23 protein-coding genes are annotated in these 25,663 nt (G+C 58.4%); 15 read left to right on the top strand and 8 right to left on the bottom strand.

Going from position 1 to position 25,663, the window contains the following annotated elements:
- Nucleotides 1–180: 180 nt before the first annotated feature.
- The 3 genes from FRT59_RS02480 (at nt 181) to fdxA (ending at nt 3,726) form a co-directional block, all read left to right on the top strand.
- A complete protein-coding gene (locus FRT59_RS02480) occupies nt 181–456 on the top strand; it encodes a DUF3077 domain-containing protein (protein WP_153870315.1) in 276 nt (91 codons plus the stop codon).
- A 212-nt stretch (nt 457–668) separates the two neighbouring features.
- Entirely contained in the window at nt 669–3,260 is a 2,592-nt protein-coding gene (mutS, locus tag FRT59_RS02475; protein ID WP_153870314.1) for a DNA mismatch repair protein MutS, read from the top strand.
- 142 nt (nt 3,261–3,402) lie between these two features.
- Nucleotides 3,403–3,726 carry a ferredoxin FdxA gene (gene fdxA, locus FRT59_RS02470; protein WP_003208688.1) on the top strand — a complete coding sequence of 108 codons (324 nt, stop codon included), beginning with the start codon at nt 3,403–3,405 and terminating at the stop codon, nt 3,724–3,726.
- 493 nt (nt 3,727–4,219) lie between these two features.
- On the opposite strand, the gene apbC is transcribed toward fdxA, so the two are convergent.
- The gene (gene apbC / locus FRT59_RS02465) at nt 4,220–5,314 is read right to left on the bottom strand and encodes an iron-sulfur cluster carrier protein ApbC (RefSeq protein ID WP_034118354.1); all 1,095 of its coding nucleotides are present in this window, start codon (nt 5,312–5,314) and stop codon (nt 4,220–4,222) included.
- Nucleotides 5,315–5,486: 172 nt separating this feature from the next.
- On the opposite strand from apbC, the gene metG reads away from it, so the two are divergent.
- The 4 genes from metG (at nt 5,487) to FRT59_RS02445 (ending at nt 9,865) form a co-directional block, all read left to right on the top strand.
- Nucleotides 5,487–7,538 (top strand): methionine--tRNA ligase, encoded by a 2,052-nt coding sequence (gene metG, locus FRT59_RS02460; RefSeq protein WP_153870313.1) that lies wholly within the window; start codon nt 5,487–5,489, stop codon nt 7,536–7,538.
- An 87-nt stretch (nt 7,539–7,625) separates the two neighbouring features.
- A complete protein-coding gene (gene rsxB, locus FRT59_RS02455) occupies nt 7,626–8,795 on the top strand; it encodes an electron transport complex subunit RsxB (RefSeq protein ID WP_153870312.1) in 1,170 nt (389 codons plus the stop codon).
- Between the two features lie 141 nt (nt 8,796–8,936).
- Nucleotides 8,937–9,575: an endonuclease III gene (nth, locus tag FRT59_RS02450; protein WP_034118351.1), complete on the top strand. Its 639-nt coding sequence runs from the start codon at nt 8,937–8,939 to the stop codon at nt 9,573–9,575.
- A 107-nt stretch (nt 9,576–9,682) separates the two neighbouring features.
- Nucleotides 9,683–9,865 carry a PA3496 family putative envelope integrity protein gene (locus FRT59_RS02445; protein ID WP_153870311.1) on the top strand — a complete coding sequence of 61 codons (183 nt, stop codon included), beginning with the start codon at nt 9,683–9,685 and terminating at the stop codon, nt 9,863–9,865.
- An 83-nt stretch (nt 9,866–9,948) separates the two neighbouring features.
- Here FRT59_RS02445 and FRT59_RS02440 read toward each other — a convergent pair whose 3' ends face one another.
- The 3 genes from FRT59_RS02440 to FRT59_RS02430 form a co-directional block, all read right to left on the bottom strand.
- The gene (locus FRT59_RS02440; protein ID WP_003188986.1) at nt 9,949–10,581 is read right to left on the bottom strand and encodes a response regulator transcription factor; all 633 of its coding nucleotides are present in this window, start codon (nt 10,579–10,581) and stop codon (nt 9,949–9,951) included.
- A 622-nt stretch (nt 10,582–11,203) separates the two neighbouring features.
- Nucleotides 11,204–12,421, bottom strand: coding sequence for an argininosuccinate synthase (locus FRT59_RS02435; RefSeq protein ID WP_034118348.1), 1,218 nt, complete (start codon nt 12,419–12,421; stop codon nt 11,204–11,206).
- Between the two features lie 128 nt (nt 12,422–12,549).
- On the bottom strand, nt 12,550–13,458 hold the full coding sequence (locus FRT59_RS02430; protein ID WP_162524986.1) for a flagellar protein MotY: 909 nt from the start codon (nt 13,456–13,458) through the stop codon (nt 12,550–12,552).
- 156 nt (nt 13,459–13,614) lie between these two features.
- On the opposite strand from FRT59_RS02430, the gene pyrC reads away from it, so the two are divergent.
- Complete coding sequence (gene pyrC / locus FRT59_RS02425; RefSeq protein WP_034118346.1) at nt 13,615–14,661, top strand: dihydroorotase; 1,047 nt, start codon at nt 13,615–13,617, stop codon at nt 14,659–14,661.
- Nucleotides 14,658–15,329, top strand: a complete 672-nt coding sequence (rnt, locus tag FRT59_RS02420; protein WP_005785271.1) for a ribonuclease T — start codon at nt 14,658–14,660, stop codon at nt 15,327–15,329. The genes pyrC and rnt overlap by 4 nt, the downstream gene beginning before the upstream one ends.
- A gap of 245 nt (nt 15,330–15,574) precedes the next feature.
- Here rnt and FRT59_RS02415 read toward each other — a convergent pair whose 3' ends face one another.
- Nucleotides 15,575–16,177 carry a peroxiredoxin gene (locus tag FRT59_RS02415; protein ID WP_003172097.1) on the bottom strand — a complete coding sequence of 201 codons (603 nt, stop codon included), beginning with the start codon at nt 16,175–16,177 and terminating at the stop codon, nt 15,575–15,577.
- A gap of 244 nt (nt 16,178–16,421) precedes the next feature.
- Here FRT59_RS02415 and FRT59_RS02410 point away from each other — a divergent pair, with 244 nt between their 5' ends.
- On the top strand, nt 16,422–16,640 hold the full coding sequence (locus FRT59_RS02410; RefSeq protein WP_010564137.1) for a bacterioferritin-associated ferredoxin: 219 nt from the start codon (nt 16,422–16,424) through the stop codon (nt 16,638–16,640).
- 201 nt (nt 16,641–16,841) lie between these two features.
- Nucleotides 16,842–17,312 (top strand): bacterioferritin, encoded by a 471-nt coding sequence (gene bfr / locus FRT59_RS02405; protein ID WP_012722487.1) that lies wholly within the window; start codon nt 16,842–16,844, stop codon nt 17,310–17,312.
- Between the two features lie 68 nt (nt 17,313–17,380).
- Here bfr and grxD read toward each other — a convergent pair whose 3' ends face one another.
- Together grxD and FRT59_RS02395 are read right to left on the bottom strand one after the other, a co-directional pair.
- Complete coding sequence (grxD, locus tag FRT59_RS02400) at nt 17,381–17,719, bottom strand: Grx4 family monothiol glutaredoxin (RefSeq protein ID WP_034118308.1); 339 nt, start codon at nt 17,717–17,719, stop codon at nt 17,381–17,383.
- An 86-nt stretch (nt 17,720–17,805) separates the two neighbouring features.
- Nucleotides 17,806–19,914, bottom strand: coding sequence for a molybdopterin oxidoreductase family protein (locus tag FRT59_RS02395; RefSeq protein ID WP_153870310.1), 2,109 nt, complete (start codon nt 19,912–19,914; stop codon nt 17,806–17,808).
- Between the two features lie 431 nt (nt 19,915–20,345).
- Between FRT59_RS02395 and argF the strand changes: the two genes are divergently transcribed.
- Nucleotides 20,346–21,266, top strand: coding sequence for an ornithine carbamoyltransferase (gene argF / locus FRT59_RS02390; protein WP_153839777.1), 921 nt, complete (start codon nt 20,346–20,348; stop codon nt 21,264–21,266).
- Nucleotides 21,263–22,306 (top strand): ABC transporter ATP-binding protein, encoded by a 1,044-nt coding sequence (locus FRT59_RS02385; RefSeq protein ID WP_153870309.1) that lies wholly within the window; start codon nt 21,263–21,265, stop codon nt 22,304–22,306. Before argF ends, FRT59_RS02385 begins: the two co-directional genes overlap by 4 nt.
- Nucleotides 22,307–22,387: 81 nt before the next feature.
- On the opposite strand, the gene ybaK is transcribed toward FRT59_RS02385, so the two are convergent.
- On the bottom strand, nt 22,388–22,858 hold the full coding sequence (gene ybaK / locus FRT59_RS02380) for a Cys-tRNA(Pro) deacylase (protein WP_034118312.1): 471 nt from the start codon (nt 22,856–22,858) through the stop codon (nt 22,388–22,390).
- 325 nt (nt 22,859–23,183) lie between these two features.
- Between ybaK and FRT59_RS02375 the strand changes: the two genes are divergently transcribed.
- Nucleotides 23,184–24,038: an MIP/aquaporin family protein gene (locus tag FRT59_RS02375; RefSeq protein ID WP_034118313.1), complete on the top strand. Its 855-nt coding sequence runs from the start codon at nt 23,184–23,186 to the stop codon at nt 24,036–24,038.
- 76 nt (nt 24,039–24,114) lie between these two features.
- On the top strand, nt 24,115–25,620 hold the full coding sequence (gene glpK / locus FRT59_RS02370; RefSeq protein ID WP_153839776.1) for a glycerol kinase GlpK: 1,506 nt from the start codon (nt 24,115–24,117) through the stop codon (nt 25,618–25,620).
- Nucleotides 25,621–25,663 lie beyond the last annotated feature (43 nt).

The raw sequence follows: 25,663 nt of genomic DNA, 5'->3' as shown, positions 1-25,663 counted from the left end.
GGGTCTACCGGTTGCCTTGATTGCCGGTTTCTCACCCTGCGCACAGCTGCCACCCAAACCTGTGAGAAGGTTCGTGGCAGTTCCTCAAATCAAGGAGCTTTCACTTATGTGCTTCTACGTTTATTGCATCAAACAGCGTTATCTATCTGTGTTCACGTCCTCCGTGCTCGGAGGTGCTGTATGAATGCAGCACAAGACCTGACCACCCTCGGCGTCACCCCCTTCTCCTTTCACTCCGACCAACCTCTATTTCGCGTCAACAGCGGCGTTTCCCTGCAAGAAGCATTGCATCACGCCTCCGATCTCCTCCATGTCGCCAAGTTACTCGCAGAAGATGCGGCGATGACCAAGGAGACGGACCGTTATGCCTGGGCTTCGCATTACTTGCAGGAAATGGTCAAGGCTGTGGTTGATGATGTGGTGAAGGTGTTGGATTCGCCGGTTAATACTCAGTAAGCCGCGAAAGTAGAAAAGGCGGGCAACCGCTAACCTGTGGCGGTGCTACTCCTTTAGTGATTGGGATGGGGGGCACCGCTTTTGCTTTTTACCTATCCGTTTGCGACCTGCGAACCCCCGACCTCGCGTGTTAACCTTGCCGCCATCGCAAAAAATGCTGGGCCAAGCGCCCCCTTTGCCCCATCACTTTCAACGAATTTGCCTACTACCCAATGAGTAAAAACACTTCAGATCTGTCCTCCCACACCCCGATGATGCAGCAGTACTGGCGCCTCAAAAACCAGCACCCTGATCAGTTGATGTTCTACCGCATGGGCGACTTCTACGAGATCTTCTATGAAGACGCAAAGAAGGCCGCCAAGCTGCTGGATATCACCCTGACCGCACGCGGGCAGTCGGCGGGGCAGTCGATTCCGATGTGTGGGATTCCTTATCACTCGTTGGAAGGCTACCTGGTCAAGCTGGTAAAGCTGGGTGAGTCGGTGGTGATCTGTGAGCAGATCGGCGACCCGGCCACCAGCAAAGGGCCGGTGGAACGCCAGGTGGTGCGCATTATTACCCCAGGCACGGTGAGTGATGAGGCGTTGCTGGATGAGCGTCGCGATAACCTGATCGCTGCGGTATTAGGCGATGAGCGTCTGTTCGGCCTTTCGGTGCTGGATATCACCAGCGGCAATTTCAGCGTGCTGGAGATCAAGGGCTGGGAGAATCTGCTGGCGGAACTGGAGCGCATCAATCCGGTGGAGTTGTTGATCCCGGATGATTGGCCCAAGGACTTGCCGGCGGAGAAGCGTCGGGGGACCAAGCGGCGTGCGCCGTGGGATTTCGAGCGCGATTCGGCGCTCAAAAGCCTGTGCCAGCAATTCTCGGTGCAAGACCTCAAAGGCTTCGGTTGCGAGACCCTGACCCTGGCCATTGGCGCCGCTGGGTGCCTGCTCAGCTACGCCAAGGAAACCCAGCGCACCGCCCTGCCGCATTTGCGCAGCCTGCGTCATGAGCGTCTGGACGATACCGTGGTGCTTGATGGCGCCAGCCGTCGCAACCTGGAACTGGACACCAACCTGGCCGGCGGACGTGACAATACGCTGCAATCGGTAGTCGACCGTTGCCAGACCGCCATGGGCAGCCGCTTGCTGACCCGTTGGCTGAACCGGCCGCTGCGCGATTTGACTGTGCTGCAAGCGCGTCAAACGTCTATTACCTGCCTGCTCGACGGCTATCGCTTTGAAAAGCTGCAGCCGCAACTGAAAGAAATCGGCGATATCGAGCGCATCCTGGCGCGGATCGGCCTGCGCAATGCGCGGCCCCGTGACTTGGCGCGCCTGCGCGATGCATTGAGTGCCCTGCCGCAGTTGCAAGTGGCGATGACCGAACTGGACACGCCGCACCTGCAACAGCTGGCGGTGACTACCGGCACTTACCCGGACCTCGCGGCGCTGCTGGAAAAAGCCATCATCGACAACCCGCCAGCGATCATCCGTGATGGCGGCGTGCTGAAAACCGGCTACGACAGCGAGCTGGATGAGCTGCAATCCCTGAGCGAGAACGCCGGGCAGTTCCTGATTGACCTGGAGGCCCGCGAAAAAGCCCGCACCGGTCTGGCTAACCTGAAGGTCGGTTACAACCGTGTTCACGGCTATTTTATTGAGCTGCCGAGCAAGCAAGCCGAGTCGGCGCCTATCGACTATCAACGTCGCCAGACCCTCAAGGGCGCCGAGCGCTTTATCACCCCGGAGCTCAAAGAGTTCGAAGACAAGGCGCTGTCGGCCAAAAGCCGCGCCCTGGCCCGGGAAAAAATGCTCTACGAAGCCTTGCTCGAGGACTTGATCAGCCGCCTGGCGCCGTTGCAAGACACCGCCGCCGCCCTGGCGGAACTGGATGTGTTGAGTAACCTCGCCGAGCGCGCGCTGAACCTTGATTTGAATTGCCCGCGCTTTGTCAGCGAGCCGTGCATGCGTATCGTGCAAGGCCGCCACCCAGTGGTGGAGCAGGTACTGACCACGCCGTTTGTCGCCAACGACCTGTCGCTGGACGACGATACCCGCATGCTGGTGATCACCGGTCCGAACATGGGCGGTAAATCCACCTACATGCGTCAGACCGCGCTGATCGTGCTGCTGGCCCATATCGGCAGCTTTGTACCGGCGGCCAGTTGCGAGCTGTCCCTGGTGGACCGCATTTTCACGCGGATCGGTTCCAGTGATGACCTGGCCGGTGGCCGTTCGACCTTTATGGTGGAAATGAGCGAAACCGCCAACATCCTGCACAACGCCACCGAACGCAGCCTGGTGCTGATGGATGAAGTGGGCCGCGGTACCAGCACCTTCGATGGCCTGTCCCTGGCCTGGGCGGCGGCCGAGCGCCTGGCGCATTTGCGCGCCTATACGCTGTTTGCCACCCACTACTTCGAACTGACCGTGTTGCCGGAAAGCGAGCCACTGGTGGCCAACGTGCACCTCAATGCCACCGAGCACAATGAGCGCATCGTGTTCCTGCACCATGTGTTGCCGGGCCCGGCCAGTCAGAGTTATGGCTTGGCCGTGGCGCAACTGGCCGGGGTGCCGAATGACGTGATCACCCGCGCCCGCGAGCACCTCAGCCGCCTGGAAACCACGGCCCTGCCCCATGAAACCGTGGTCGCCAGCCCGGCCAAGGCAGCGAGCAAACCCAGTGCGCCGCACCAGAGCGATATGTTCGCCAGCCTGCCCCATCCGGTGCTGGATGAGTTGGCTAAGCTTGACTTGGATGGCTTGACGCCGCGTAAAGCGCTCGAAATGTTATATGCACTGCAGACTCGGATATAACGCAGACGCTTGCAAGCTGATAGAATCTTGCGCGGTTTGGGATGCTGCGGGCTTTTAGCCTGGTCCGCAGACTATCGCTCTCAAACCTCGCGAACCCCACCACAAGGGGTTTCGCTGCCGCCGCCTGAGGAGAAAATTAGAAATGACCTTCGTCGTCACCGACAACTGCATCAAGTGCAAGTACACCGACTGCGTAGAAGTGTGTCCGGTGGACTGCTTCTACGAAGGCCCGAACTTCCTGGTTATCCACCCGGATGAGTGCATCGACTGCGCCCTGTGTGAACCAGAATGCCCGGCCGTCGCTATTTTCTCCGAGGACGAAGTCCCGGCGGAGATGCAGGAGTTTATTCAGCTGAACGTCGAGTTGGCGGAAATCTGGCCGAATATCACTGAACGCAAAGACCCGATGCCGGATGCAGCGGAGTGGGATGGCAAGAAAGGTAAGATTGCAGACCTCGAGCGCTGATAGCGTCGTCGCCCCCAAAAGGCCCCTTGCGGGCCTTTTTGCGTTTCTGAGGATGGGTTTCACTTTCCTGCAGGCAAAAAAAGGGGCGGTATGACCCGCCCACATTTTTTCCCTAGTCCCTGTATTCCTTTTCATCATCCTGATGAATCGCATCCTGCGACGTTCCTTCAAACCATCGTTCCTTGATGGCTGTGTCAATCCGTGGACACAGGGCTGATGTTAGAGGGTTCGAAGAGAAGTTCAACGGGATCCAACACGCGGACTGACACGCTTGCGCGCTAAAACAAGTATAAATAATTGTTATTTTTCAAATAGATAGAAAACTCTCGCGCAGATTCGAGACGTACACACCCGGCAAAAAAACCAAACACTTACGAATAAGTAAGCGAATGCTTACACGCACAATTGCGTAAAAGCTCAATGTCACCCGAATGCCGCGTTGGCGGGCATAAAAAAGCCCCGACAACGTCGAGGCTCTCGCCCTTCAACTGGATCAGTCGTCGCTGACCGTAATGGTCGGCATCGCTGGCGCAGCCGCTTCTTGCAGGACAATGCGCGCGCCCACGTGACGGGCCAGTTCCTGGTAAATCATCGCGACCTGCCCATCGGGTTCGGCTGCCACGGTGGGTTTGCCACCATCGGCTTGTTCACGGATCTCCATCGCCAGCGGCAACGAGGCGAGCAGTTCCACACCGTACTGGGTGGCGAGCTTCACACCGCCGCCCTCACCAAACAAATGCTCGGCATGACCACAATTGGAGCAGATGTGGACCGCCATGTTTTCCACAACGCCCAGCACCGGAATATTGACCTTGCGGAACATCTCCACGCCTTTCCTGGCGTCCAGCAGCGCCAGGTCCTGGGGGGTGGTGACGATCACCGCACCGGCCACCGGGACTTTCTGTGCCAGGGTCAGCTGAATGTCGCCGGTGCCTGGCGGCATGTCGATCACCAGGTAGTCGAGATCGCCCCAGGCCGTCTGCGTGACCAATTGCAGCAACGCGCCGGAGACCATCGGCCCACGCCAGACCATCGGTGTGTTGTCATCGGTGAGAAAGGCCATGGACATCACTTCCACGCCCAGCGACTCGATGGGTACAAACCATTTCTGGTCCTTGACCTTCGGCCGCGTGCCTTCAGCGATACCGAACATCACGCCTTGGCTTGGGCCGTAGATGTCAGCATCGAGAATCCCCACCCGCGCACCTTCTCGGGCAAGCGCCAGCGCCAGGTTGGCTGCGGTGGTGGACTTGCCCACGCCCCCCTTGCCGGAGGCCACCGCCACCACGTTCTTGACGTTGGCCAGGCCCGGGATCTGCGCCTGGGCCTTATGCGGCGCGATCACGCATTGGATGTCGACCTGGGCCGAACCCACGCCGTCGAGGCCCTCGATGGCCATTTGCAGCATCTGCGCCCAACCGCTTTTGAACAGGCCGGCGGCATAGCCCAGTTGCAACTGTACCGATACTTGGTCGCCCTGGATCTCGATGGCGCGTACACAGCCGGCACTGACCGGGTCCTGGTTCAAATAAGGGTCGGTGTATTGGCGAAGAACGGCTTCCACCGCTGCGCGATTGACGGCGCTCATGGGCTACTCCCGAAAAAAGACTGACTGAAACAGGCGGCTATCCTAACCGTTCCGGCCGCCGAACGGCATGCTTTCGACGGCGCGGAAGATTCTGAAACAGCGTCACGGGGTGAAATAAATTTCCCGGCGCTTTATAGTGGCCGACCTCCGTTTCATCAAGTAGCCGAGCCCCATGTCCGAGCCACGCAAGATCCTCGTCACCAGCGCCCTGCCCTATGCCAATGGTTCCATCCATCTTGGCCATATGCTTGAGTACATCCAGACCGATATGTGGGTGCGCTTCCAGAAGCATCGCGGCAATCAATGCATTTATGTCTGCGCGGACGACGCCCACGGTTCGGCCATCATGTTGCGCGCCGAAAAGGAAGGCATCACCCCGGAACAACTGATCGCCAATGTAAAGGCTGAACACAGCGCCGACTTTGCCGAGTTCCTGGTGGATTTCGACAACTTCCACTCGACCCACTCCGAAGAAAACCGCGAGCTGTCGAGCCAGATCTACAAGCGCCTGCGTGACGCCGGGCACATTGCCACACGCTCGATCACGCAGTATTTCGACCCGGACAAGAAAATGTTCCTGGCCGACCGCTTCATCAAGGGCACCTGCCCGAAATGCGGCACTGAAGACCAGTACGGCGACAACTGCGAGAAGTGCGGTGCCACCTACGCGCCGACTGACCTGAAGAATCCGAAATCGGCCATCTCCGGTGCCACCCCGGTGCTCAAGGATTCCCAGCATTTCTTCTTCAAGCTCCCGGACTTCCAGCAAATGCTGCAAACCTGGACGCGCAGCGGCACCCTGCAGGACGCCGTGGCCAACAAGATCGCCGAGTGGCTGGATGCCGGCCTGCAGCAGTGGGATATCTCCCGCGATGCACCGTACTTCGGCTTCGAGATCCCGGACGAGCCGGGCAAGTACTTCTATGTGTGGCTGGACGCGCCGATCGGCTACATGGCCAGCTTCAAGAACCTGTGCGACCGCACGCCGGAGCTGGACTTCGACGCGTTCTGGGCCAAAGACTCCACCGCCGAGTTGTACCACTTCATCGGCAAGGACATCGTCAATTTCCACGCCCTGTTCTGGCCAGCGATGCTCGAAGGCTCGGGCTACCGCAAGCCAACCGGTATCGCCGTACACGGCTACCTGACGGTCAACGGCCAGAAAATGTCCAAGTCCCGTGGCACCTTTATCAAGGCGCGCACCTACCTGGACCACCTGTCGCCGGAATACCTGCGCTATTACTACGCCTCCAAGCTGGGCCGTGGCGTCGACGACCTTGACCTGAACCTGGAAGACTTCGTGCAGAAGGTCAACTCGGACCTGGTCGGCAAAGTCGTCAACATCGCCAGCCGTTGCGCCGGGTTTATCCACAAGGGCAACGCCGGTGTACTGGTGGCGGAGAATGCCGCACCAGAACTGACCGCCGCCTTCCTGGCGGCCGCGCCAAGCATCGCCGACGCCTATGAAGCCCGCGACTTCGCCCGTGCCATGCGCGAAATCATGGGCCTGGCCGACCGCGCCAACGCCTGGATCGCCGACAAGGCGCCGTGGTCGCTGAACAAGCAGGAAGGCAAGGAAGCTGAAGTCCAGGCAATCTGCGCCACCGGCGTCAACCTGTTCCGCCAACTGGTGATCTTTCTCAAGCCGGTGCTGCCATTGCTGGCCGCCGACGCCGAGGCGTTCCTCAATGTGGCGCCGTTGACCTGGAACGATCACGCTACCTTGCTCAGCAATCATCAATTGAACGCGTTCAAGCCGCTGATGACCCGTATCGACCCGGTGAAAGTCCAGGCCATGACCGACGCTTCGAAAGAAGACCTGGTTGCCAGCCAGACCGATACCGGTCAATCCGCACCTGCGGGTAATGGCGAACTGGCCAAGGACCCGATTTCCGCGGAAATCGATTTCGACGCCTTTGCCGCCGTGGACTTGCGCGTGGCGCTGATTATCAAGGCTGAAGCCGTGGAAGGTGCCGACAAGCTGCTGCGCCTGACACTGGACATCGGTGACGAACAGCGCAATGTGTTCTCCGGGATCAAGAGCGCTTATCCGGACCCGTCCAAGCTCGATGGCCGCCTGACCATGATGATCGCCAACCTCAAGCCACGGAAAATGAAGTTTGGTATCTCCGAAGGCATGGTGATGGCGGCTGGCCCTGGCGGCGAAGAAATCTACCTGCTGAGCCCGGACAGCGGCGCAAAGCCGGGTCAACGCATCAAGTAAATCCTGCAAAATGCCCCGCCGTTCCAGCGACGGGGCTTTTCAGCTTGCCCACCTCACAGGGCCGGGCGTCAACGCTATGATCAAAGCATGAACCTCATTCAACGTATCGACGCGCTGCTACCGCAGACTCAATGCGGCAAGTGCGGGCACCCGGGCTGTAAGCCTTACGCCGAGGGCATCGCTAAAGGCGAGGCAATCAACAAGTGCCCGCCGGGTGGGCAGGAAACCATCGCAGGGCTCGCGCACTTGCTACGCGTACCGGTGCTCGACCTGGATACCAGCCGCGGAGAAGCGCCGGCACAGCTCGCCTATATCCGCGAAGCCGAATGCATCGGTTGTACTAAATGCATTCAGGCTTGCCCAGTGGATGCCATTGTCGGTGCTGCCAAGTTGATGCATACGGTGATTATCGACGAGTGCACAGGGTGCGATCTGTGTGTCGCCCCCTGCCCGGTCGACTGCATTGAGATGCGCCCACTGGTCAGCGTGGTGCCAATAGTGGGTGGCCTGGCGGCCAACGATCTCGAGCGCCATGAACGCCGCCTCAAGCGTGATCGGGCACGGCTGCGCTATGAACAGCGCAACGCGCGGCTGCAACGGGAAGAAGAGCACAAGCTCGCAGAACGCCTGGCGCGGGCCAAGCGCTCGACGCCGATGGACGCAATCCCTGTAGATAACCATCAGGTTGTTCAGGATGCCGCGATCAAAAAAGCCAAAATCACTGTCGCGATGAGCCGCGCTCAGTTGCACAAATCCTTGAAGGCATTTGGTCACCCTCCGACCTTTGAGCAGCAGTCGCGACTGATCGTCCTGCAACAACAATTCGAAGCCGCGGAGCAGGCACTGGCCACGCTTGAAGTGGGCAGCCCGCCAGCGACATCAACCCCCAAGGACCCAGAACTCAAGCGCGCCAAGATCCAGCTAGCGATGCGTCGCGCCGAGTTGAAAAGGGCGCAGGAGCAGAGCGCTGATACGCAACAACTGGCTACGTTGAGTGCCGCGTTGACCGCCGCCGAGCAAAACCTGCATGAGGCCGAAGCTGCCTCCGAGCAGCCTGCGCCCGTTTTGCAGCGTGTGGAAAAGCGCCCTATCGACAGCCAACTGCGCCAGTTGAAAACCGCTTTAGCCTACGCCCGTGCCGATTTCAGCAAGTTACAACGCCAACCGGGCACCCATGCAGATGAGTTGAACGCAGCGCAACGCAAACTGGACGAGGCACAGCGTCAGGTAGAAGCCCATATGCCACGCTCCGAATGAGCAGGGCCTTGCTACGCGACATGGCCGCCTCCACATTGATACCTGCCGGGTTTATCCTGCCCCGGTTATTGCTCGCAAGGCTCCAGGCCCGAATCCTTTTTTCCAAATGACGTAGACCACCCGCAAGGAACCGCTCTGCCCATGAACGCCGCAAAACGCCTGGAAATTTTCCGCAGGTTTCACGAAGACAATCCTGAACCCAAAACCGAACTGGCCTACTCCTCGCCGTTCGAGTTGCTGATCGCGGTGATCCTATCGGCCCAATCCACAGACGTTGGCGTCAACAAGGCCACGGCGAAGTTGTATCCCGTGGCCAATACACCCGCTGCGATTCATGCCCTGGGTGTGGAGGGCTTGTCCGAATACATCAAGACCATTGGCCTGTACAACAGCAAGGCCAAGAACGTGATCGAGACGTGCCGCCTGCTGATGGAGTTGCATGGTGGTGAGGTGCCGCAAACCCGCGAAGCCCTTGAGGCGTTACCCGGCGTGGGCCGAAAAACCGCTAACGTGGTACTCAATACGGCATTCCGACAGTTGACCATGGCGGTGGATACGCACATTTTCCGGGTGAGCAACCGAACCGGTATCGCCCGCGGTAAAAACGTGGTTGAGGTGGAAAAGCAATTGATGAAGTTCGTACCCAAGCCGTACTTGCTCGACTCCCATCACTGGCTGATCCTGCACGGACGCTACGTTTGCCAGGCCCGCAAGCCGCGGTGCGGCAGCTGTCGGATCGAAGACCTGTGTGAATACAAGGACAAGACGTCCGACGATTGAGCGACCATTGGTTTTATCCATCTGTCGATTGAAAAAATCTTTTTTACCCTTTCGCGGATTATCGCTATAAGGAGCCCCAACGGCAGTCTTAGCCCGGAGTTAACCTTATGAGCACTGGCAAAGAACAACTGGAAGTGGAGGACGACCTCGTTGAGTCGGATGACGATGGGCAAGAGGCGCCTGTGGCAGAGGTGGCCAAGACCAATTTGAGCAAACGCCGCACTATCGACAATCTTCTGGAAGAGCGACGCTTGCAAAAACAGCTGGCCGATTACGACTTCGATCTCTGATCGATGCGTTAATGACCGGAAGCCTCCCTGACGGAGGCTTTTTTCTGCCGGTTACACGGGTGTTGGTGCGGTACAAAGCCCTCCTAGACCAGACCGTTGCGCTGGGCCAGTTCGATCAGGTCCACAAGGGAGCGGGCATTGAGCTTGAGTAGCAGGCGAGTCTTGTAGGTACTGACGGTTTTATTGCTGAGGAACATACCGTCGGCAATCTCCTTGTTGGTTTTGCCGCGGGCCAGCTGTTGCAGCACCATCATCTCTCGCCCCGACAGGCGCTCGACCATGTCGGCTTCACTGGCGTTGCCCATGGTTGAGCGCACCGAGTTCAGCGCTTGGTTCGGGAAGTAGCTATAGCCGGAGAGCACCGCCTTGATAGCACTCAACAGTTCTGTGAGATCCTGCTGTTTGCACACATAGCCGGCCGCCCCCGCCTGCATGCAGCGCATGGAAAAATGGCCGGGAGCCTGGGACGTCAGAACCAACACCTTGAACGATACAGCCTGCTTGGTTGAAGCCAACCGGCAAATAACTTCCAGGCCATCGAGCTTGGGAATTCCGATATCCAGTATGACAATGTCCGGCATATGTTCCCGTGCAAGTTGCAACGCATCGACACCGTTATCAGTCTCGGCAACGACCTCATAACCATGACGCTCCATTAGCATGCGCACAGCAAGACGAATGACGGGATGATCATCCACGATCAGCACTTTATTCATGAGAAAGTCCAATTTCGCTGTTCGAATTATTTAGAGCAAGCACAATAGCCTAGTCGATTACTAGTTGGCATAGCATTCCCCCCCGAGCAACAGCAGGCAGAGACCCAACCCACAAGAAGATAGGAATTAACCTACAAAAAATCGCCAACTTATGGGTGTGTGCCTTTACGCTTCCTTTCAGACCTTTCTCGACGCATACATATTTTGAGTGAAATATCCTCGGTATGAGCCACGAAAGGTAAACGTGCCGCACATGACTTTCAGGAAATGCCCCTTGCTTCTGATCATGACGCACGCAAAGTGGCGCGCACGCGCCCTTTAGGTTAGTTCCATTTAACATTTTTACACACACTCAAAGTTCCTACAGAAAATTCAACAATTCACATACCACTTGCACTTACATGAGTGAATTTTCTGTCAGAAATAGTTCCTCGTCAGATGTAAAAAATCATTCATCCCTGAAAATAAAGGCAACAACAGAAATCCCCCTCTCTAGTTACGGAAAACTTACACATGCTAAACGCCATTAAACATTGACACCTAGTTAACGCTCGCCCTCCAATATCCAGGCAAAAAAAATGGCCCCTTGAGCAAGAGGCCATTTTCACAACGCATCTAATAGTCAGAACAACGAGCGGCCCTTGTTGGCAGCAATACGCATGCGCAGCGCATTCAACTTGATAAAGCCGGCCGCGTCCGCCTGGTTGTAGGCCCCGCCGTCTTCTTCGAAGGTGGCGATATTAGAGTCGAACAGTGACTCATCGGACTTGCGGCCGGTGACGATCACGTTGCCCTTGTACAGCTTCAGGCGCACCACACCGTTCACGTGAGCCTGGGAGGCGTCGATCATCTGTTGCAGCATCAGGCGCTCAGGGCTCCACCAGTAACCGGTGTAGATCAAGCTGGCGTACTTGGGCATCAGCTCGTCTTTGAGGTGGGCGACCTCGCGGTCCAGGGTGATGGATTCGATAGCGCGGTGGGCGCGCAGCATGATGGTGCCGCCCGGGGTTTCGTAGCAGCCACGGGACTTCATGCCCACATAGCGGTTCTCGACGATGTCGAGACGGCCGATACCGTGCTGGCCACCGATCCGGTTCAGGGTCGCCAATACGGTGGCCGGGGTCATTTCAACGCCGTCCAGCGCGACGATATCGCCGTTGCGGTAGGTCAGTTCCAGGTATTGCGGCTTGTCAGGAGCGTTCTCCGGGGAGACGGTCCATTTCCACATGTCTTCTTCGTGCTCGGTCCAGGTGTCTTCCAGCACGCCACCTTCATAGGAAATGTGCAGCAGGTTGGCGTCCATCGAGTACGGCGACTTCTTCTTGCCATGGCGCTCGATCGGGATCCCGTGCTTTTCAGCGTAATCCATCAGCTTTTCACGGGACAGCAGGTCCCATTCACGCCAAGGGGCAATCACTTTTACACCGGGTTTGAGTGCGTAGGCACCCAGTTCGAAACGTACCTGGTCGTTGCCCTTGCCGGTGGCACCATGGGAAATGGCGTCGGCGCCGGTTTCGTTGGCGATTTCGATCAGGCGCTTGGCGATCAGCGGACGTGCGATGGAGGTACCCAGCAGGTACTCACCTTCGTAGACAGTGTTGGCGCGAAACATCGGGAAAACGAAATCGCGGACGAACTCTTCGCGCAGGTCATCAATGTAGATCTCTTTCACGCCCATGGCTTGCGCCTTGGCACGTGCAGGTTCGACCTCTTCGCCCTGACCCAGGTCAGCGGTGAAGGTCACCACTTCACAGTTATAAGTATCCTGCAGCCACTTGAGGATCACCGAAGTGTCCAGGCCGCCGGAATACGCGAGAACGACCTTGTTTACGTCGGCCATGCCATCACTCCACGGGGTTGTACGGAAAGGCGTCGATTCTACCGATCAAAACCGTGAAATTACAGGGGCGCGACAGCAAATGAAGATAAAGCGACAGATTATGTCGAGTGGGCGACCGATGGTCGCACCTATGACGTGGCTGCTGGGTTATTCGGCGCGGTGGCCTGGGGTGCCGGTTTCTCGGGGGCAGCCACTCGCTCAAGTTGAATATTCACACGACGATTGCGGGCGCGATTGGCGGCATTGGTGTTGGGTGCCAGGGGGTAGCTTTCCCCATGGAAGCGCAGAGTGATCTGCGACTCCTGGAGGCCATTGGCCTTGAAGTAGTCCATCACCGCTAGCCCACGACGGCGCGAAATATCGCGGTTGGTCAGGCGGTTGCCGCTGTTGTCGGAATGGCCATTCAACTCGATGTGATTGACGGTAGGGTCGGCTTTCATGAATGCGAGAATCACGTCCAGCTTCTTTTTGGCCGCCGCATCCAACTCGATGCCACCACCTGGGAAACCGACTTCTGTCTGTTTGACCTGGTCATAATTCATTGGCAGCAGCTTGGTGGTGCACAACTGATAGTCGTTATAGGCCTTGTTGAACTTGACTGGCAGCAAGCGAATTTCCGAGTAACCGCCTTCGCGCCCGTAATGCCGCACGGTCGGGCTGCGCCCTTCGAGCAATCCGGTGAACAGACGCCCGGCCTGGGCCTGAGAGCTATTGAACAAGACATCACCACTGCCGACGCGCACCGCGCCAAGGTTGATATCAGCACGCCCCGGCTGCCAAGGTGCGGCGGCAGCCAACAAGGTCGCCGAACCCACGCCCAGCGAGCCGTTATAGGCTTTCAGGCGAAACGTCGCCTGCTCGCCGGCGCGGCGCACGAACTCACCCGAACCGAAATCGGCGATCGGCTGGGTCAGGCGGCACTCGAACTGGTCGCCCTCTACCTTCCACTCAATATTCTCCAGGCGCGTCTGGAACGTGAGAGCCATCGCAGGCAGGCTGGCGAACACACTGAGCAGGGCTAGATAATGCTGGCGCACGGGAGGCTCCACTGGTTTCTACAACACTTCAAAGCGTCATACATCGTTAAGGCATACCCGGGGATATCGGTCGCATCCGGCAAAACTTGATAGCGAGTGCCTGCAAGAGTCTTTTCCGGTAGCATTCCCACCAGATTGACCCGCCTGGAATCCCCAATGTCCGACCGCCTGACCCTGCTGCGTCCCGACGACTGGCATATTCATCTTCGCGATGGTGCTGCGTTACCCCAAACCGTGGCCGATGTGGCGCGCACGTTTGGCCGTGCCATCATCATGCCTAACCTGGTACCTCCGGTTCGCAATGCCGCAGAAGCCGACGCCTATCGCCAGCGCATCCTCGCTGCACGACCGGCCGGCAGCCGCTTCGAACCGCTGATGGTGCTCTACTTGACCGACCGCACCCAGCCTGAAGAAATTCGCCAGGCCAAGGCCAGCGGTTTCGTGCATGCCGCCAAGCTGTACCCGGCGGGCGCGACCACCAACTCCGACTCCGGCGTGACCAGTATCGACAAGATCCTGCCGGCGATCGAAGCCATGGCCGACATCGGCATGCCGCTGCTGATCCACGGTGAAGTTACCCGTGGCGATGTGGATGTGTTCGATCGTGAGAAGATCTTCATCGACGAGCATATGCGCCGCCTGGTCGAACTGTTCCCGACGCTCAAGGTGGTGTTCGAACACATCACCACCGCTGATGCCGTGCAGTTCGTCACCGAGGCCTCAGCCAACGTGGGCGCGACCATCACCGCGCATCACCTGCTCTACAACCGTAACCACATGCTGGTGGGCGGGATCCGGCCGCACTTCTATTGCCTGCCGATCCTCAAGCGCAACACCCACCAGGTGGCGCTGCTGGATGCCGCCACCAGCGGTAATCCGAAGTTTTTCCTCGGCACCGACTCGGCCCCCCACGCCCAGCATGCCAAGGAAGCTGCATGCGGCTGTGCCGGCTGCTACACGGCATTCGCCGCCATCGAGTTGTATGCCGAGGCATTCGAACAGCGCAACGCCCTGGACAAACTCGAAGGCTTCGCCAGCCTCAATGGCCCGCGTTTCTACGGCCTGCCGGCAAATACCGACCGCATTACCCTGGTTCGTGAAGATTGGACCGCCCCTGCCAGCCTGCCGTTTGGCGAGCTGACTGTTATCCCGCTGCGCGCCGGTGAAACACTGCGCTGGCGCCTGCTGGAGGAAAGCAAGTGAGTGAAGACCATTACGACGACGAACAAGAGCACAGTGGCGGCGGCTCGCGCCACCCGATGGCCGAACGTTTTCGCGGTTATCTGCCGGTTGTCATCGACGTAGAAACCGGTGGTTTCAACTGCGCCACCGACGCCTTGCTGGAAATCGCCGCGACCACCATCGGCATGGACGAACAGGGTTTCGTGTTCCCGGAACACACCCACTTCTTCCGTGTCGAGCCGTTCGAAGGCGCCAATATCGAAGCCGCTGCCCTGGAGTTCACCGGGATCAAGCTCGACCACCCGCTGCGCATGGCCGTAAGTGAAGAAGCGGCGCTGACCGATATCTTCCGTGGCGTGCGCAAGGCATTGAAGGCCAATGGCTGCAAACGCGCGATCCTGGTCGGCCATAACAGCAGTTTCGACCTGGGTTTCCTGAATGCAGCCGTGGCGCGACTGGACATGAAGCGCAACCCGTTTCACCCGTTCTCCAGCTTCGACACCGCGACCCTTGCCGGCCTGGCCTACGGTCAGACGGTACTGGCCAAAGCCTGCCAGGCAGCCGGTATCGACTTCGACGGTCGTGAGGCCCACTCGGCCCGCTACGACACCGAGAAGACTGCCGATCTGTTTTGCGGCATCGTCAATCGCTGGAAACAGATGGGTGGCTGGGAAGACTTCAACGACTGAGGTTTAGGGGGCGTTCTCAATTAGTTTCCCCCCCGCGCGGGGTCTGCTGCTGTGCAGGGCAAGGCGCGAGAAGCGTGGTTTGGTCATTCCAAATAAGCTTCGAGCAACGCAGCCCTGCACAGCAGCAGGCCCGGCCCTTCGGGTTGTGCCTTAAAGCGGGGGGGAAACTAATTGAGAACGCCCCCTACTCCCACGCATAAAAAAACCGGCCTTCTCAGGCCGGTTTTTTTTGCTTCAAACCTGGCTTACAGCTTGCCAGCGTTCTCGGTCAGGTAAGCCGCTACACCTTCTGGCGAAGCATTCATGCCTTTGTCGCCTTTTTTCCAGTTGGCAGGGCAGACTTCACCGTGCTCTTCGTGGAATTGCAGGGCGTCGACCAGACGGATCAGCTCTTCCATGTTACGGCCCAGCGGCAGGTCGTTAATGATCTGCGAGCGAACAACGCCCTTATCGTCGATCAGGAACGCACCGCGGAACGCCACGCCGCCTTCGGACTCAACGTCGTACGCCTTGGCGATGTCGTGCTTCATGTCGGCAGCCATGGTGTATTTGACTTTGCCGATGCCGCCATCATTGATGGCAGTGTTACGCCAGGCGTTGTGGGTGAAATGGGAGTCGATGGAAACAGCAACCACTTCAACGTTGCGCGCCTTGAAATCGTCCATGCGGTGGTCCAGGGCGATCAGCTCCGATGGGCAGACGAAGGTGAAGTCCAGCGGGTAGAAGAACACCAGGCCGTATTTGCCTTTGATGGCTTCAGACAGTTTGAAGCTGTCAACGATTTCGCCATTGCCGAGGACGGCTGGAACGTCGAAATCCGGGGCTTGTTTGCCGACGAGTACGCTCATTGGATATCTCCTGATGTGAGGGGTGAAGATTGAAGTAAAAGGACCGGTCGAGCCTGCCTGTAAAAGCTGACAGAAACATGACGCAATCACGCTTCGTGAAGACCGACCATCATACACCGAAAAAACCGTTCGTCAGCGCACGGGGAATACGTGCCAAATTGCTGATGAAACTATTTTGACAATCATTCTCGTTAACATTAAGATCCATCGCACTTAAGCCTTAAACCCGCGACGGTTCTCCCTTATGTATGTCTGCCTCTGCACTGGCGTCACCGACGGACAAATCCGCGAAGCAATCTACGAAGGTTGCTGCAGCTACAAAGAAGTGCGTGAAACCACCGGCGTTGCCAGCCAGTGTGGCAAGTGTGCCTGCCTCGCCAAGCAAGTGGTACGGGAAACCCTGACGCAGTTGCAAACAGCCCAGGCTGCGCTCCCCTACTCAGCAGAATTTACACACGCCTAAATCGGCGTGTTTTAAAGAACCGGACCCAGTGTCCGGTTTTTTTATGCCAGTAATTCAATTAGTTAGCGCCAAGACGCGGAACACAAACATTCTTATTCCGATTAATTTTCATTTATTATTCAATAACTTAGGTTTGACACTAGGAATTTCACCGCTCAGACTCCGCCCTATACACAACTATTACAGGGCAGGACCCCAGTCATGAAAGGCGACATCTCAGTCATCCAGCAACTCAACAAAATCCTTGCCAATGAACTGGTCGCGATCAATCAGTACTTTCTGCATGCGCGCATGTACGACGATTGGGGCCTGGAAAAGCTTGGCAAGCGTGAATACAAAGAATCGATCAAGGCCATGAAGGACGCCGACGCACTGATCAAGCGGATCCTGTTCCTGGAAGGCCTGCCGAACGTGCAGGACTTGGGCAAGCTGAACATCGGTGAGCACACCCAGGAAATGATCAGCAGCGACTTGGGCTTTGAGCGTAAGAGCCACAGCGACCTCAAGGCCGCCATTGCCCACTGCGAAACCAAGGGTGACTTCGGCAGCCGTGAACTGCTGGAAGATATCCTGGAAGACCAGGAAGAGCATATCGACTGGCTTGAAACCCAACTGGGCCTGATCGACAAGGTCAGCCTGGAGAATTACCTGCAGTCGCAGATGGGTGAATAACCCTTAGCGCGCATGTACAAAAAAGCCCCGCTCTCATATGAGAAGCGGGGCTTTTTCTTGCAAACGAATCAAGCTTCAGTCTTGGCTGCCGCTTTTTCCGCTGCATCCTTGATCAACGCTTGCAACGACCCATCAGCTGCCATTTCAGTGATGATGTCGCTACCGCCAACCAGCTCGCCAGCTACCCACAGCTGCGGGAAAGTCGGCCAATTGGCGTACTTAGGCAGGTTGGCGCGAATTTCCGGGTTTTGCAGGATATCCACGTAAGCGAATTTCTCGCCACATTGCATGATGGCCTGGGACGCCTTTGCGGAGAAACCGCACTGAGGAGCGTTAGGGGCGCCCTTCATGTAAAGCAGAATGGTGTTGTTGGCAATCTGCTCTTTGATCGTTTCGATGATATCCATGGAACACCTCGGCTGGAACTTTGCGACTCACAGGTCGGCACGGTGGCGCATTGTAACGCAAAATTCCAGCGCAGTGCTCAGGCGCCTTAGGCAGCCGCTACCCGCACCGGTACGCCATTCAACGCCGCGTTGCCGGATAGCTCATCCAACTGCCGCTCGTCGGTCAAATCATTAGCGCTCGCACCTGGCTGGTGGCTGGCAATCGTCATCTGTACACCCGGACGGCCATGGCCCCAACCGTGGGGCAGGCTGACCACGCCGCGCATCATGTCCAGGCTGGCCAGCGCTTCCACCTCGATCATGCCAATGCGTGAACTCACCCGCACCCGCTGGCCGTCGCTTAGCTGCCGGCTGGCGAGGTCATCAGGGTGCATCAGCAACTGATGACGTGGCTTGCCCTTCACCAGCCGGTGATAGTTATGCATCCAGGAATTATTGCTGCGCACATGGCGACGGCCAATCAGCAGCAGTTCGTCGGCCTCCGGCTCCGGCTGCGCGGCGAAGCGCACCAGATCAGCCAGGATCACCGCCGGGGCAGACTGCACCTTGCCATCCGTCGTTTTCAAACGCGCCGCGAGGTTAGCCTTGAGCGGGCCCAGATCAACACCATGAGGATGATCCGCCAACATCGATACCGACAGTTTATGCCTGGATGCATCACCGTAGGCGCCCGCACGCAGCCCGAAGTCGATCATCTGCGCTGGCGGCAGCGTAGGCTTGAGCACCACGCCGGTCTGCGCAGCAAATGCCTTGGCCAGACCCACAAAGATCTCCCAGTCATGCAAGGCACCCTCTGGCTTAGGCAGGATCGCGCGATTGAAGCGGGTGACATTGCGCACCGCGAACATGTTAAAGGTGGTGTCGTAGTGATCGTTTTCCAACGCTGAGGTGGAGGGCAGGATCAGGTCGGCGTAACGCGTTGTCTCGTTGATATAGAGGTCGATGCTGACCATGAACTCCAAACCATCCAGGGCTTGCTCCAACTGACGACCGTTAGGCGTCGAGAGCACCGGGTTGCCGGCCACCGTGACCAGGGCGCGGATCTGCCCTTCACCCTCGGTAAGCATTTCTTCCGCCAGGGCCGACACCGGCAACTCTCCTGCGTACTCCGGGCGCCCGGACACGCGGCTCTGCCAACGGTTGAAATGGCCGCCACCGGTGGAGGCCACCAGGTCTACCGCCGGGCTGGTACACAGCGCGCCGCCTACACGGTCCAGATTGCCAGTCACCAGGTTGATCAGTTGCACCAGCCAATGGCATAGCGTTCCGAACGCTTGGGTCGAGACGCCCATACGGCCATAGCATACGGCTTTGTCAGCGCCAGCAAAGTCCCTGGCCAACTGGCGAATCTGTTCTGCCGGCACCGCACATTGGCGGCTCATGGCCTCGGCGCTGAATCCGGCAATTGCCCGGCGCACGTCTTCCAGCCCTTCGACCGGCAGATGGCTATCGCGGGTCAGCCCTTCAGCAAATAAGGTGTTGAGCACCCCGAACAGCAACGCCGCATCGCCGCCAGGGCGCACGAACAGATGCTGGTCTGCAATGGCTGCGGTTTCGCTGCGCCGAGGGTCGACCACCACGACTTGACCGCCCCGCGCCTGGATGGCCTTGAGGCGTTTTTCAACATCGGGCACGGTCATGATGCTGCCGTTGGAGGCCAACGGGTTGCCGCCGAGGATCAACATGAAGTCGGTGTGGTCGATGTCCGGGATGGGCAGCAGCAGGCCATGGCCGTACATAAGGTGGCTGGTGAGGTGATGGGGCAGTTGGTCTACCGAGGTCGCGGAAAAGCGATTGCGCGTCTTCAACAGCCCTAGGAAGTAGTTGCTGTGGGTCATCAACCCATAGTTGTGCACGCTGGGGTTGCCTTGATACACCGCCACCGCATTCTGCCCATGCCGGGCCTGGATGCCCGCCAGCCGCTCGGCCACCATCGTAAAAGCCTCATCCCATGCAATCGGCTGCCATTCACTGCCCACCCGCAGCATCGGCTGGTGCAGTCGGTCTGGATCATTCTGGATATCCTGCAAGGCCACTGCCTTGGGGCAGATGTGCCCGCGACTGAAGCTGTCCAGGGGGTCGCCCTTGATCGAGGTGATTGCCAGACTACCGTCTTCGGCTTGGGTGGTTTCCAGGGTCAGCCCGCAGATGGCTTCGCACAGGTGGCAGGCACGGTGATGGAGAGTCTTGGTCATGGCCAGTCTCTTTATAAGGGCTTTGAAACAACTATGGGTCGCCGCGATCCGAGCCGCCAGTAACCTTCGCGCTGTGAATCAGCGGGCATAGGCCAAGCCATGGCTAAGCATGAGCAAATGTTTCAAGCTTGCGACACCCCTCCGAAACCGACGTAACCTGGCCTGGGCGCGCCTGCGCGCATTGCAAAAGGTCTCGACGCCAGTGTACAAATGACCCGCTGCTGTCAGGAAATCGTCTTCAAACGCGCATCAGCGCTCTGCTTGAACACCCTTAAAAACCGTAGCCCTATTGGTAAGACGCGACATTTAATGTCAATATCGCGCCTCCCCCTATTTCGTCGCCCCGTGCGGCTTTCGCCGCAGGTCTCGCCCGTTGTCACAATAAACAAGGCTTTGAGTATCTGCGGTCTGTTGCAAAAAGGTAGTTAATGATGAGCGCAAGGCACTTTCTCTCCCTGATGGATTGCACGCCCGAAGAGCTGGTCAGCGTGATCCGTCGAGGCATTGAGCTTAAAGACCTGCGTAACCGCGGTGTACTGTTTGAGCCTTTGAAAAACCGCGTACTCGGGATGATCTTCGAGAAGTCCTCGACGCGCACACGCTTGTCATTCGAAGCCGGCATGATCCAGCTGGGTGGCCAGGCCATCTTCCTGTCGCCGCGTGATACCCAACTGGGTCGTGGTGAGCCGATCAGCGACTGCGCCAGGGTAATGTCGCGCATGCTCGACGCGGTGATGATCCGTACCTTCGCCCACAGCACCCTGACAGAATTTGCGGCCAACTCCCGCGTGCCAGTGATCAACGGCCTGTCCGATGACCTGCACCCCTGCCAGTTGCTGGCCGACATGCAAACCTTCCTCGAACACCGTGGCTCGATCCAGGGCAAGACCGTGGCCTGGGTCGGCGACGGCAACAACATGTGCAACAGCTATATAGAAGCGGCCATCCAGTTCGACTTCCACCTGCGTATCGCCTGCCCTGAAGGCTACGAGCCGAGCGCCGAGTTCATGGCCAAGGCCGATGGCCGTGTACAACTGCTGCGCGACCCGAAAGATGCCGTGGTTGGCGCGCACCTGGTCAGCACCGACGTCTGGACCTCCATGGGCCAGGAAGACGAAACGGCCAAGCGCCTGGCCCTGTTCGCACCGTTCCAGGTGACCCGCGCGCTGCTCGATATGGCCGCGCCGGACGTGCTGTTCATGCACTGCCTGCCCGCTCACCGTGGTGAAGAAATCAGCCTCGACCTGCTCGACGACCCACGTTCGGTCGCCTGGGACCAGGCCGAAAACCGCCTGCATGCGCAAAAAGCCCTGCTGGAATTTCTCGTCGAACCTTCGTACCACCACGCATGAGCCAGCCATTACTGCTGAACCTACGCAATCTGGCATGCGGCTATCAAGACCAACGAGTGGTGCAGAACCTCAACCTGCACCTCAACGCCGGCGACATCGGCTGCCTGCTCGGCTCCTCGGGCTGCGGCAAGACCACCACCTTGCGCGCCATTGCCGGCTTTGAACCGGTACACGAAGGTGAAATCAGCCTGGCGGGCGAAATCATCTCCAGCGCCGGTTTCACCCTGTCACCGGAGAAACGCCGGATCGGCATGGTGTTCCAGGACTACGCGCTATTTCCACACTTGAGCGTGGCCGACAACATCGCCTTCGGCATCCGCAAACATCCGCAAAAAGACCGCGTGGTCGCCGAACTGTTGGAACTGGTCAACCTGAAGAACCTGGGTAAGCGTTTCCCCCACGAGCTTTCCGGTGGCCAGCAACAACGTGTCGCCCTCGCCCGCGCCTTGGCGCCGGAGCCGCAACTGCTGCTGCTGGATGAACCGTTCTCCAACCTGGATGGCGAGTTGCGCCGCAAGCTCAGCCATGAAGTGCGCGACATCCTCAAGGCGCGAGGCACCAGTGCGATCCTCGTTACCCATGACCAGGAAGAAGCCTTCGCGGTCAGTGACCATGTGGGTGTGTTCAAGGAAGGTCGCCTTGAACAATGGGATACGCCCTACAACCTCTATCACGAACCACAAACCCCCTATGTCGCCAGCTTTATCGGCCAGGGTTACTTCATTCGTGGTCGCTTGAACTCGCCTGAGTCAGTGAGCACCGAACTGGGTGACCTGCGCGGCAATCGCGCCTATACCTGGCCTACCGGCGGTGCGGTGGATGTTTTGCTACGCCCGGACGACATCGTCTACGCACCGGAAAGTGCATTAAAAGCCCGGATTGTCGGCAAGACGTTCCTTGGCGCATCCACCCTGTATCGCCTGCAACTACCGACCGGTGCACAGCTGGAGTCGATTTTCCCCAGCCATGCCGATCATCAGGTCGGGGCGCAGGTGGGCATTCGAGTGGCTGCCGAGCATCTGGTGTTGTTCCAGGCGTAACCAGTTACCTGAAGAACCCGGGTTAAACATGTGGGAGGGGGCTTGCCCCCTCCCACATGAGGATCTCCACAAGGCTGAAAATCAGGCGCGGCCAATCGACGCGAATCTGGCCTGGGTATGCTCAGCCAGCACGCTCGCGGCCAATTCAACCTCCAAGCCCCTCCTCCCCGCACTCACGAAGATCGTCGCAAACGGCTGCGCCGTCTCATCGATAAACGTACGCAAGCGCTTCTTCTGCCCCAACGGGCTGATACCGCCCAACAAATAGCCCGTGGACCGTTGCGCTGCACCCGGGTCGGCCATTTCGACTTTTTTGACACCTGCCGCATGGGCCAGGGCCTTTAAATCCAGACTTCCGACGACCGGCACCACCGCCACCAACAATTCCCCCTTTTCGCTGCTCGCCAGCAGCGTCTTGAACACCTGCGCCGGATCGAGGCTCAATTTTTCCGCGGCCTCAAGCCCATACGACGCTGCCTTGGGATCATGTTCATAACTGTGAATACGATGTTCGGCGCGAACTTTTTTCAACAGGTCCAATGCAGGGGTCATAGAGGCTCCGGGTAGGCAAACTGATGGCCAATTCTAGGCCAAGCTTACCGAAAACGCTCTAGCACAGACCTCCTACAGCCGACGTGCAGCGCCCCAACCATGATCATTCACCATACCAATAGTTAGTAAATGACCGACAGTTCACTTTCGACCTTTGACAGCGGTCATTCTTGTCTATATTTTTTCGTTTCCGAATGCTGTAGGAATAGCCCTCGGAGTGCCAGCAGCAAGCCACGGCCAAGGATGGGGATCCTGGCCACGGTGAACATCGCACAACCGCCCGTTGAGGCAGTGCGCCAGACAAGAACAACAATCGAGGTTTTCCATGACAACTGCTCTTCAACAGCCTTCACTTTCGAGCCAATGCATGGCCGAATTCCTGGGCACTGCGCTGCTGATCTTCTTCGGCACCGGATGCGTCGCTGCGCTCAAAGTCGCGGGTGCGAGCTTTGGCTTGTGGGAAATCAGTATCATCTGGGGGATCGGCGTGAGCATGGCGATCTACCTGAGTGCCGGTATTTCCGGAGCTCACCTCAACCCGGCGGTCAGTATCGCCCTGTGCATTTTTGCCGACTTTGAAAAACGCAAACTGCCCTTCTATATTCTCGCCCAGGTCGCCGGCGCCTTCTGCTCTGCCGCCTTGGTGTACACGCTCTACAGCAACTTGTTTTTCGATTACGAACAAACCCACCACATGGTTCGCGGTTCCCAAGCCAGCCTGGAGTTGGCGTCAGTGTTCTCCACTTACCCCCACGCATTGCTGAGCACGGCCCAAGCGTTCTTGGTAGAAATGGTCATCACCGCGATCCTGATGGGCGTGATCATGGCCCTCACCGACGACAACAACGGCCTGCCACGCGGCCCGTTGGCCCCGCTGCTGATCGGTTTGCTGATCGCGGTGATTGGTAGCGCCATGGGCCCACTGACCGGCTTTGCGATGAACCCGGCACGGGACTTCGGGCCCAAGCTGATGACCTTTTTCGCTGGTTGGGGTGAAATGGCCTTTACTGGTGGTCGCGATATCCCTTACTTCCTGATTCCGATTTTCGCCCCGATTGTCGGCGCATGCCTCGGTGCTGCGGCCTATCGCGGGCTGATTGCTCGCCACCTGCCGAGCGCCGCACCTGCTATAGCTGAAACACCTGACACGGCTGTCAACGGCAAGACTCGTATTTCCTGAAAGCGCCAGCCTGGTCCACTGCCCTTCGCGGCCCAGGCTGATTTCTGACTTCCTTATTTCGTCCAAGGCAATTGACATGACCGACCTTCAGAATAAGAACTACATCATTGCCCTTGATCAGGGCACCACCAGTTCCCGGGCGATCATCTTCGATCGTGACGCCAACGTGGTGTGCACCGCCCAGCGTGAATTTGCACAGCATTACCCGCAGGCCGGTTGGGTAGAACATGACCCGATGGAAATCTTCGCTACCCAAAGCGCGGTGATGGTCGAGGCGTTGGCCCAGGCCGGCCTGCACCATGACCAGGTCGCTGCCATCGGTATCACCAACCAGCGTGAAACCACCGTGGTCTGGGACAAGATCACCGGCCGCCCGATCTACAACGCCATCGTCTGGCAGTGCCGACGCAGCACCGAGATCTGCCAGCAGCTCAAGCGCGACGGCCATGAGCAATACATCGGCGACACCACCGGCCTGGTCACCGACCCGTATTTCTCCGGCACCAAGCTCAAGTGGATCCTCGACAACGTCGAAGGCAGCCGCGAACGTGCGCGCAACGGCGAACTGCTGTTCGGCACCATCGACAGCTGGCTGATCTGGAAATTTACCGGCGGCAAGACCCACGTCACCGACTACACCAACGCATCGCGCACCATGCTCTTCAACATCCACACCCTGGAGTGGGATGCGAAGATGCTGGAGATCCTCGACATTCCGCGGGAAATGCTCCCGCAAGTGAAGTCCTCCTCCGAAATTTACGGCCGCACCAAAAGCGGTATCGCCATCGGCGGCATTGCCGGCGACCAGCAAGCCGCGCTTTTCGGCCAGATGTGTGTAGAAGCCGGTCAGGCCAAGAACACCTACGGCACCGGCTGCTTCCTGCTGATGAACACCGGCGACAAGGCGGTGAAGTCCAAGCACGGCATGCTCACCACCATCGCCTGCGGCCCACGCGGTGAAGTGGCCTACGCCCTCGAAGGCGCGGTCTTCAACGGCGGCTCCACCGTGCAATGGCTGCGTGACGAGCTGAAAATCATCAACGACGCCCACGACACCGAATACTTTGCCGGCAAGGTCAAGGACAGTAACGGCGTGTATCTGGTCCCGGCCTTCACCGGCCTGGGGGCTCCATACTGGGACCCGTATGCCCGTGGCGCGCTGTTCGGCCTGACCCGCGGCGTACGCGTGGACCACATTATTCGCGCCGCCCTGGAGTCGATTGCCTACCAGACCCGCGACGTACTCGACGCCATGCAACAGGACTCGGGCGAACGCCTCAAGGCCCTGCGTGTGGACGGCGGCGCAGTTGCCAACAACTTCCTGATGCAATTCCAGGCCGACATCCTTGGCACCCGGGTCGAGCGCCCGCAAATGCGCGAAACCACTGCCCTCGGCGCCGCCTACCTGGCCGGCCTGGCGTGTGGTTTCTGGGGCAGCCTGGACGAGTTGCGCGGCAAGGCGGTGATCGAGCGCGAATTCGAACCACAGCTGGATGAAACAGCCAAAGAGAAGCTCTACGCCGGTTGGCAAAAAGCAGTGAGCCGCACCCGTGACTGGGAACCTCACGAAGGCGCTGAATAAGCCAAGCGCCGGACCCAGATAGGGTTGTAACTGGCAGGGAGCG

It is taken from the genome of Pseudomonas haemolytica, assembly GCF_009659625.1.
GTDB lineage: Bacteria > Pseudomonadota > Gammaproteobacteria > Pseudomonadales > Pseudomonadaceae > Aquipseudomonas > Aquipseudomonas haemolytica.
The sequence above is the reverse complement of the archived record's forward strand: the minus strand, read 5'-3'. Positions and strand labels throughout refer to the sequence as shown.

Excerpts from the sequence above, each read along its gene's own strand:
- rsxB (WP_153870312.1), top strand. The coding sequence starts at position 7,626 with ATGAACCTCATTCAACGTATCGACGCGCTGCTACCGCAGACTCAATGC.
- nth (WP_034118351.1), top strand. The coding sequence starts at position 8,937 with ATGAACGCCGCAAAACGCCTGGAAATTTTCCGCAGGTTTCACGAAGAC.
- FRT59_RS02410 (WP_010564137.1), top strand. The coding sequence starts at position 16,422 with ATGTATGTCTGCCTCTGCACTGGCGTCACCGACGGACAAATCCGCGAA.
- apbC (WP_034118354.1), bottom strand. The coding sequence starts at position 5,314 with ATGAGCGCCGTCAATCGCGCAGCGGTGGAAGCCGTTCTTCGCCAATAC.
- FRT59_RS02440 (WP_003188986.1), bottom strand. The coding sequence starts at position 10,581 with ATGAATAAAGTGCTGATCGTGGATGATCATCCCGTCATTCGTCTTGCT.
- FRT59_RS02435 (WP_034118348.1), bottom strand. The coding sequence starts at position 12,421 with ATGGCCGACGTAAACAAGGTCGTTCTCGCGTATTCCGGCGGCCTGGAC.
- bfr (WP_012722487.1), top strand. The coding sequence starts at position 16,842 with ATGAAAGGCGACATCTCAGTCATCCAGCAACTCAACAAAATCCTTGCC.
- FRT59_RS02415 (WP_003172097.1), bottom strand. The coding sequence starts at position 16,177 with ATGAGCGTACTCGTCGGCAAACAAGCCCCGGATTTCGACGTTCCAGCC.
- pyrC (WP_034118346.1), top strand. The coding sequence starts at position 13,615 with ATGTCCGACCGCCTGACCCTGCTGCGTCCCGACGACTGGCATATTCAT.
- FRT59_RS02480 (WP_153870315.1), top strand. The coding sequence starts at position 181 with ATGAATGCAGCACAAGACCTGACCACCCTCGGCGTCACCCCCTTCTCC.
- glpK (WP_153839776.1), top strand. The coding sequence starts at position 24,115 with ATGACCGACCTTCAGAATAAGAACTACATCATTGCCCTTGATCAGGGC.
- fdxA (WP_003208688.1), top strand. The coding sequence starts at position 3,403 with ATGACCTTCGTCGTCACCGACAACTGCATCAAGTGCAAGTACACCGAC.
- argF (WP_153839777.1), top strand. The coding sequence starts at position 20,346 with ATGAGCGCAAGGCACTTTCTCTCCCTGATGGATTGCACGCCCGAAGAG.
- metG (WP_153870313.1), top strand. The coding sequence starts at position 5,487 with ATGTCCGAGCCACGCAAGATCCTCGTCACCAGCGCCCTGCCCTATGCC.
- grxD (WP_034118308.1), bottom strand. The coding sequence starts at position 17,719 with ATGGATATCATCGAAACGATCAAAGAGCAGATTGCCAACAACACCATT.
- ybaK (WP_034118312.1), bottom strand. The coding sequence starts at position 22,858 with ATGACCCCTGCATTGGACCTGTTGAAAAAAGTTCGCGCCGAACATCGT.
- FRT59_RS02385 (WP_153870309.1), top strand. The coding sequence starts at position 21,263 with ATGAGCCAGCCATTACTGCTGAACCTACGCAATCTGGCATGCGGCTAT.
- FRT59_RS02375 (WP_034118313.1), top strand. The coding sequence starts at position 23,184 with ATGACAACTGCTCTTCAACAGCCTTCACTTTCGAGCCAATGCATGGCC.
- mutS (WP_153870314.1), top strand. The coding sequence starts at position 669 with ATGAGTAAAAACACTTCAGATCTGTCCTCCCACACCCCGATGATGCAG.
- FRT59_RS02395 (WP_153870310.1), bottom strand. The coding sequence starts at position 19,914 with ATGACCAAGACTCTCCATCACCGTGCCTGCCACCTGTGCGAAGCCATC.
- FRT59_RS02445 (WP_153870311.1), top strand. The coding sequence starts at position 9,683 with ATGAGCACTGGCAAAGAACAACTGGAAGTGGAGGACGACCTCGTTGAG.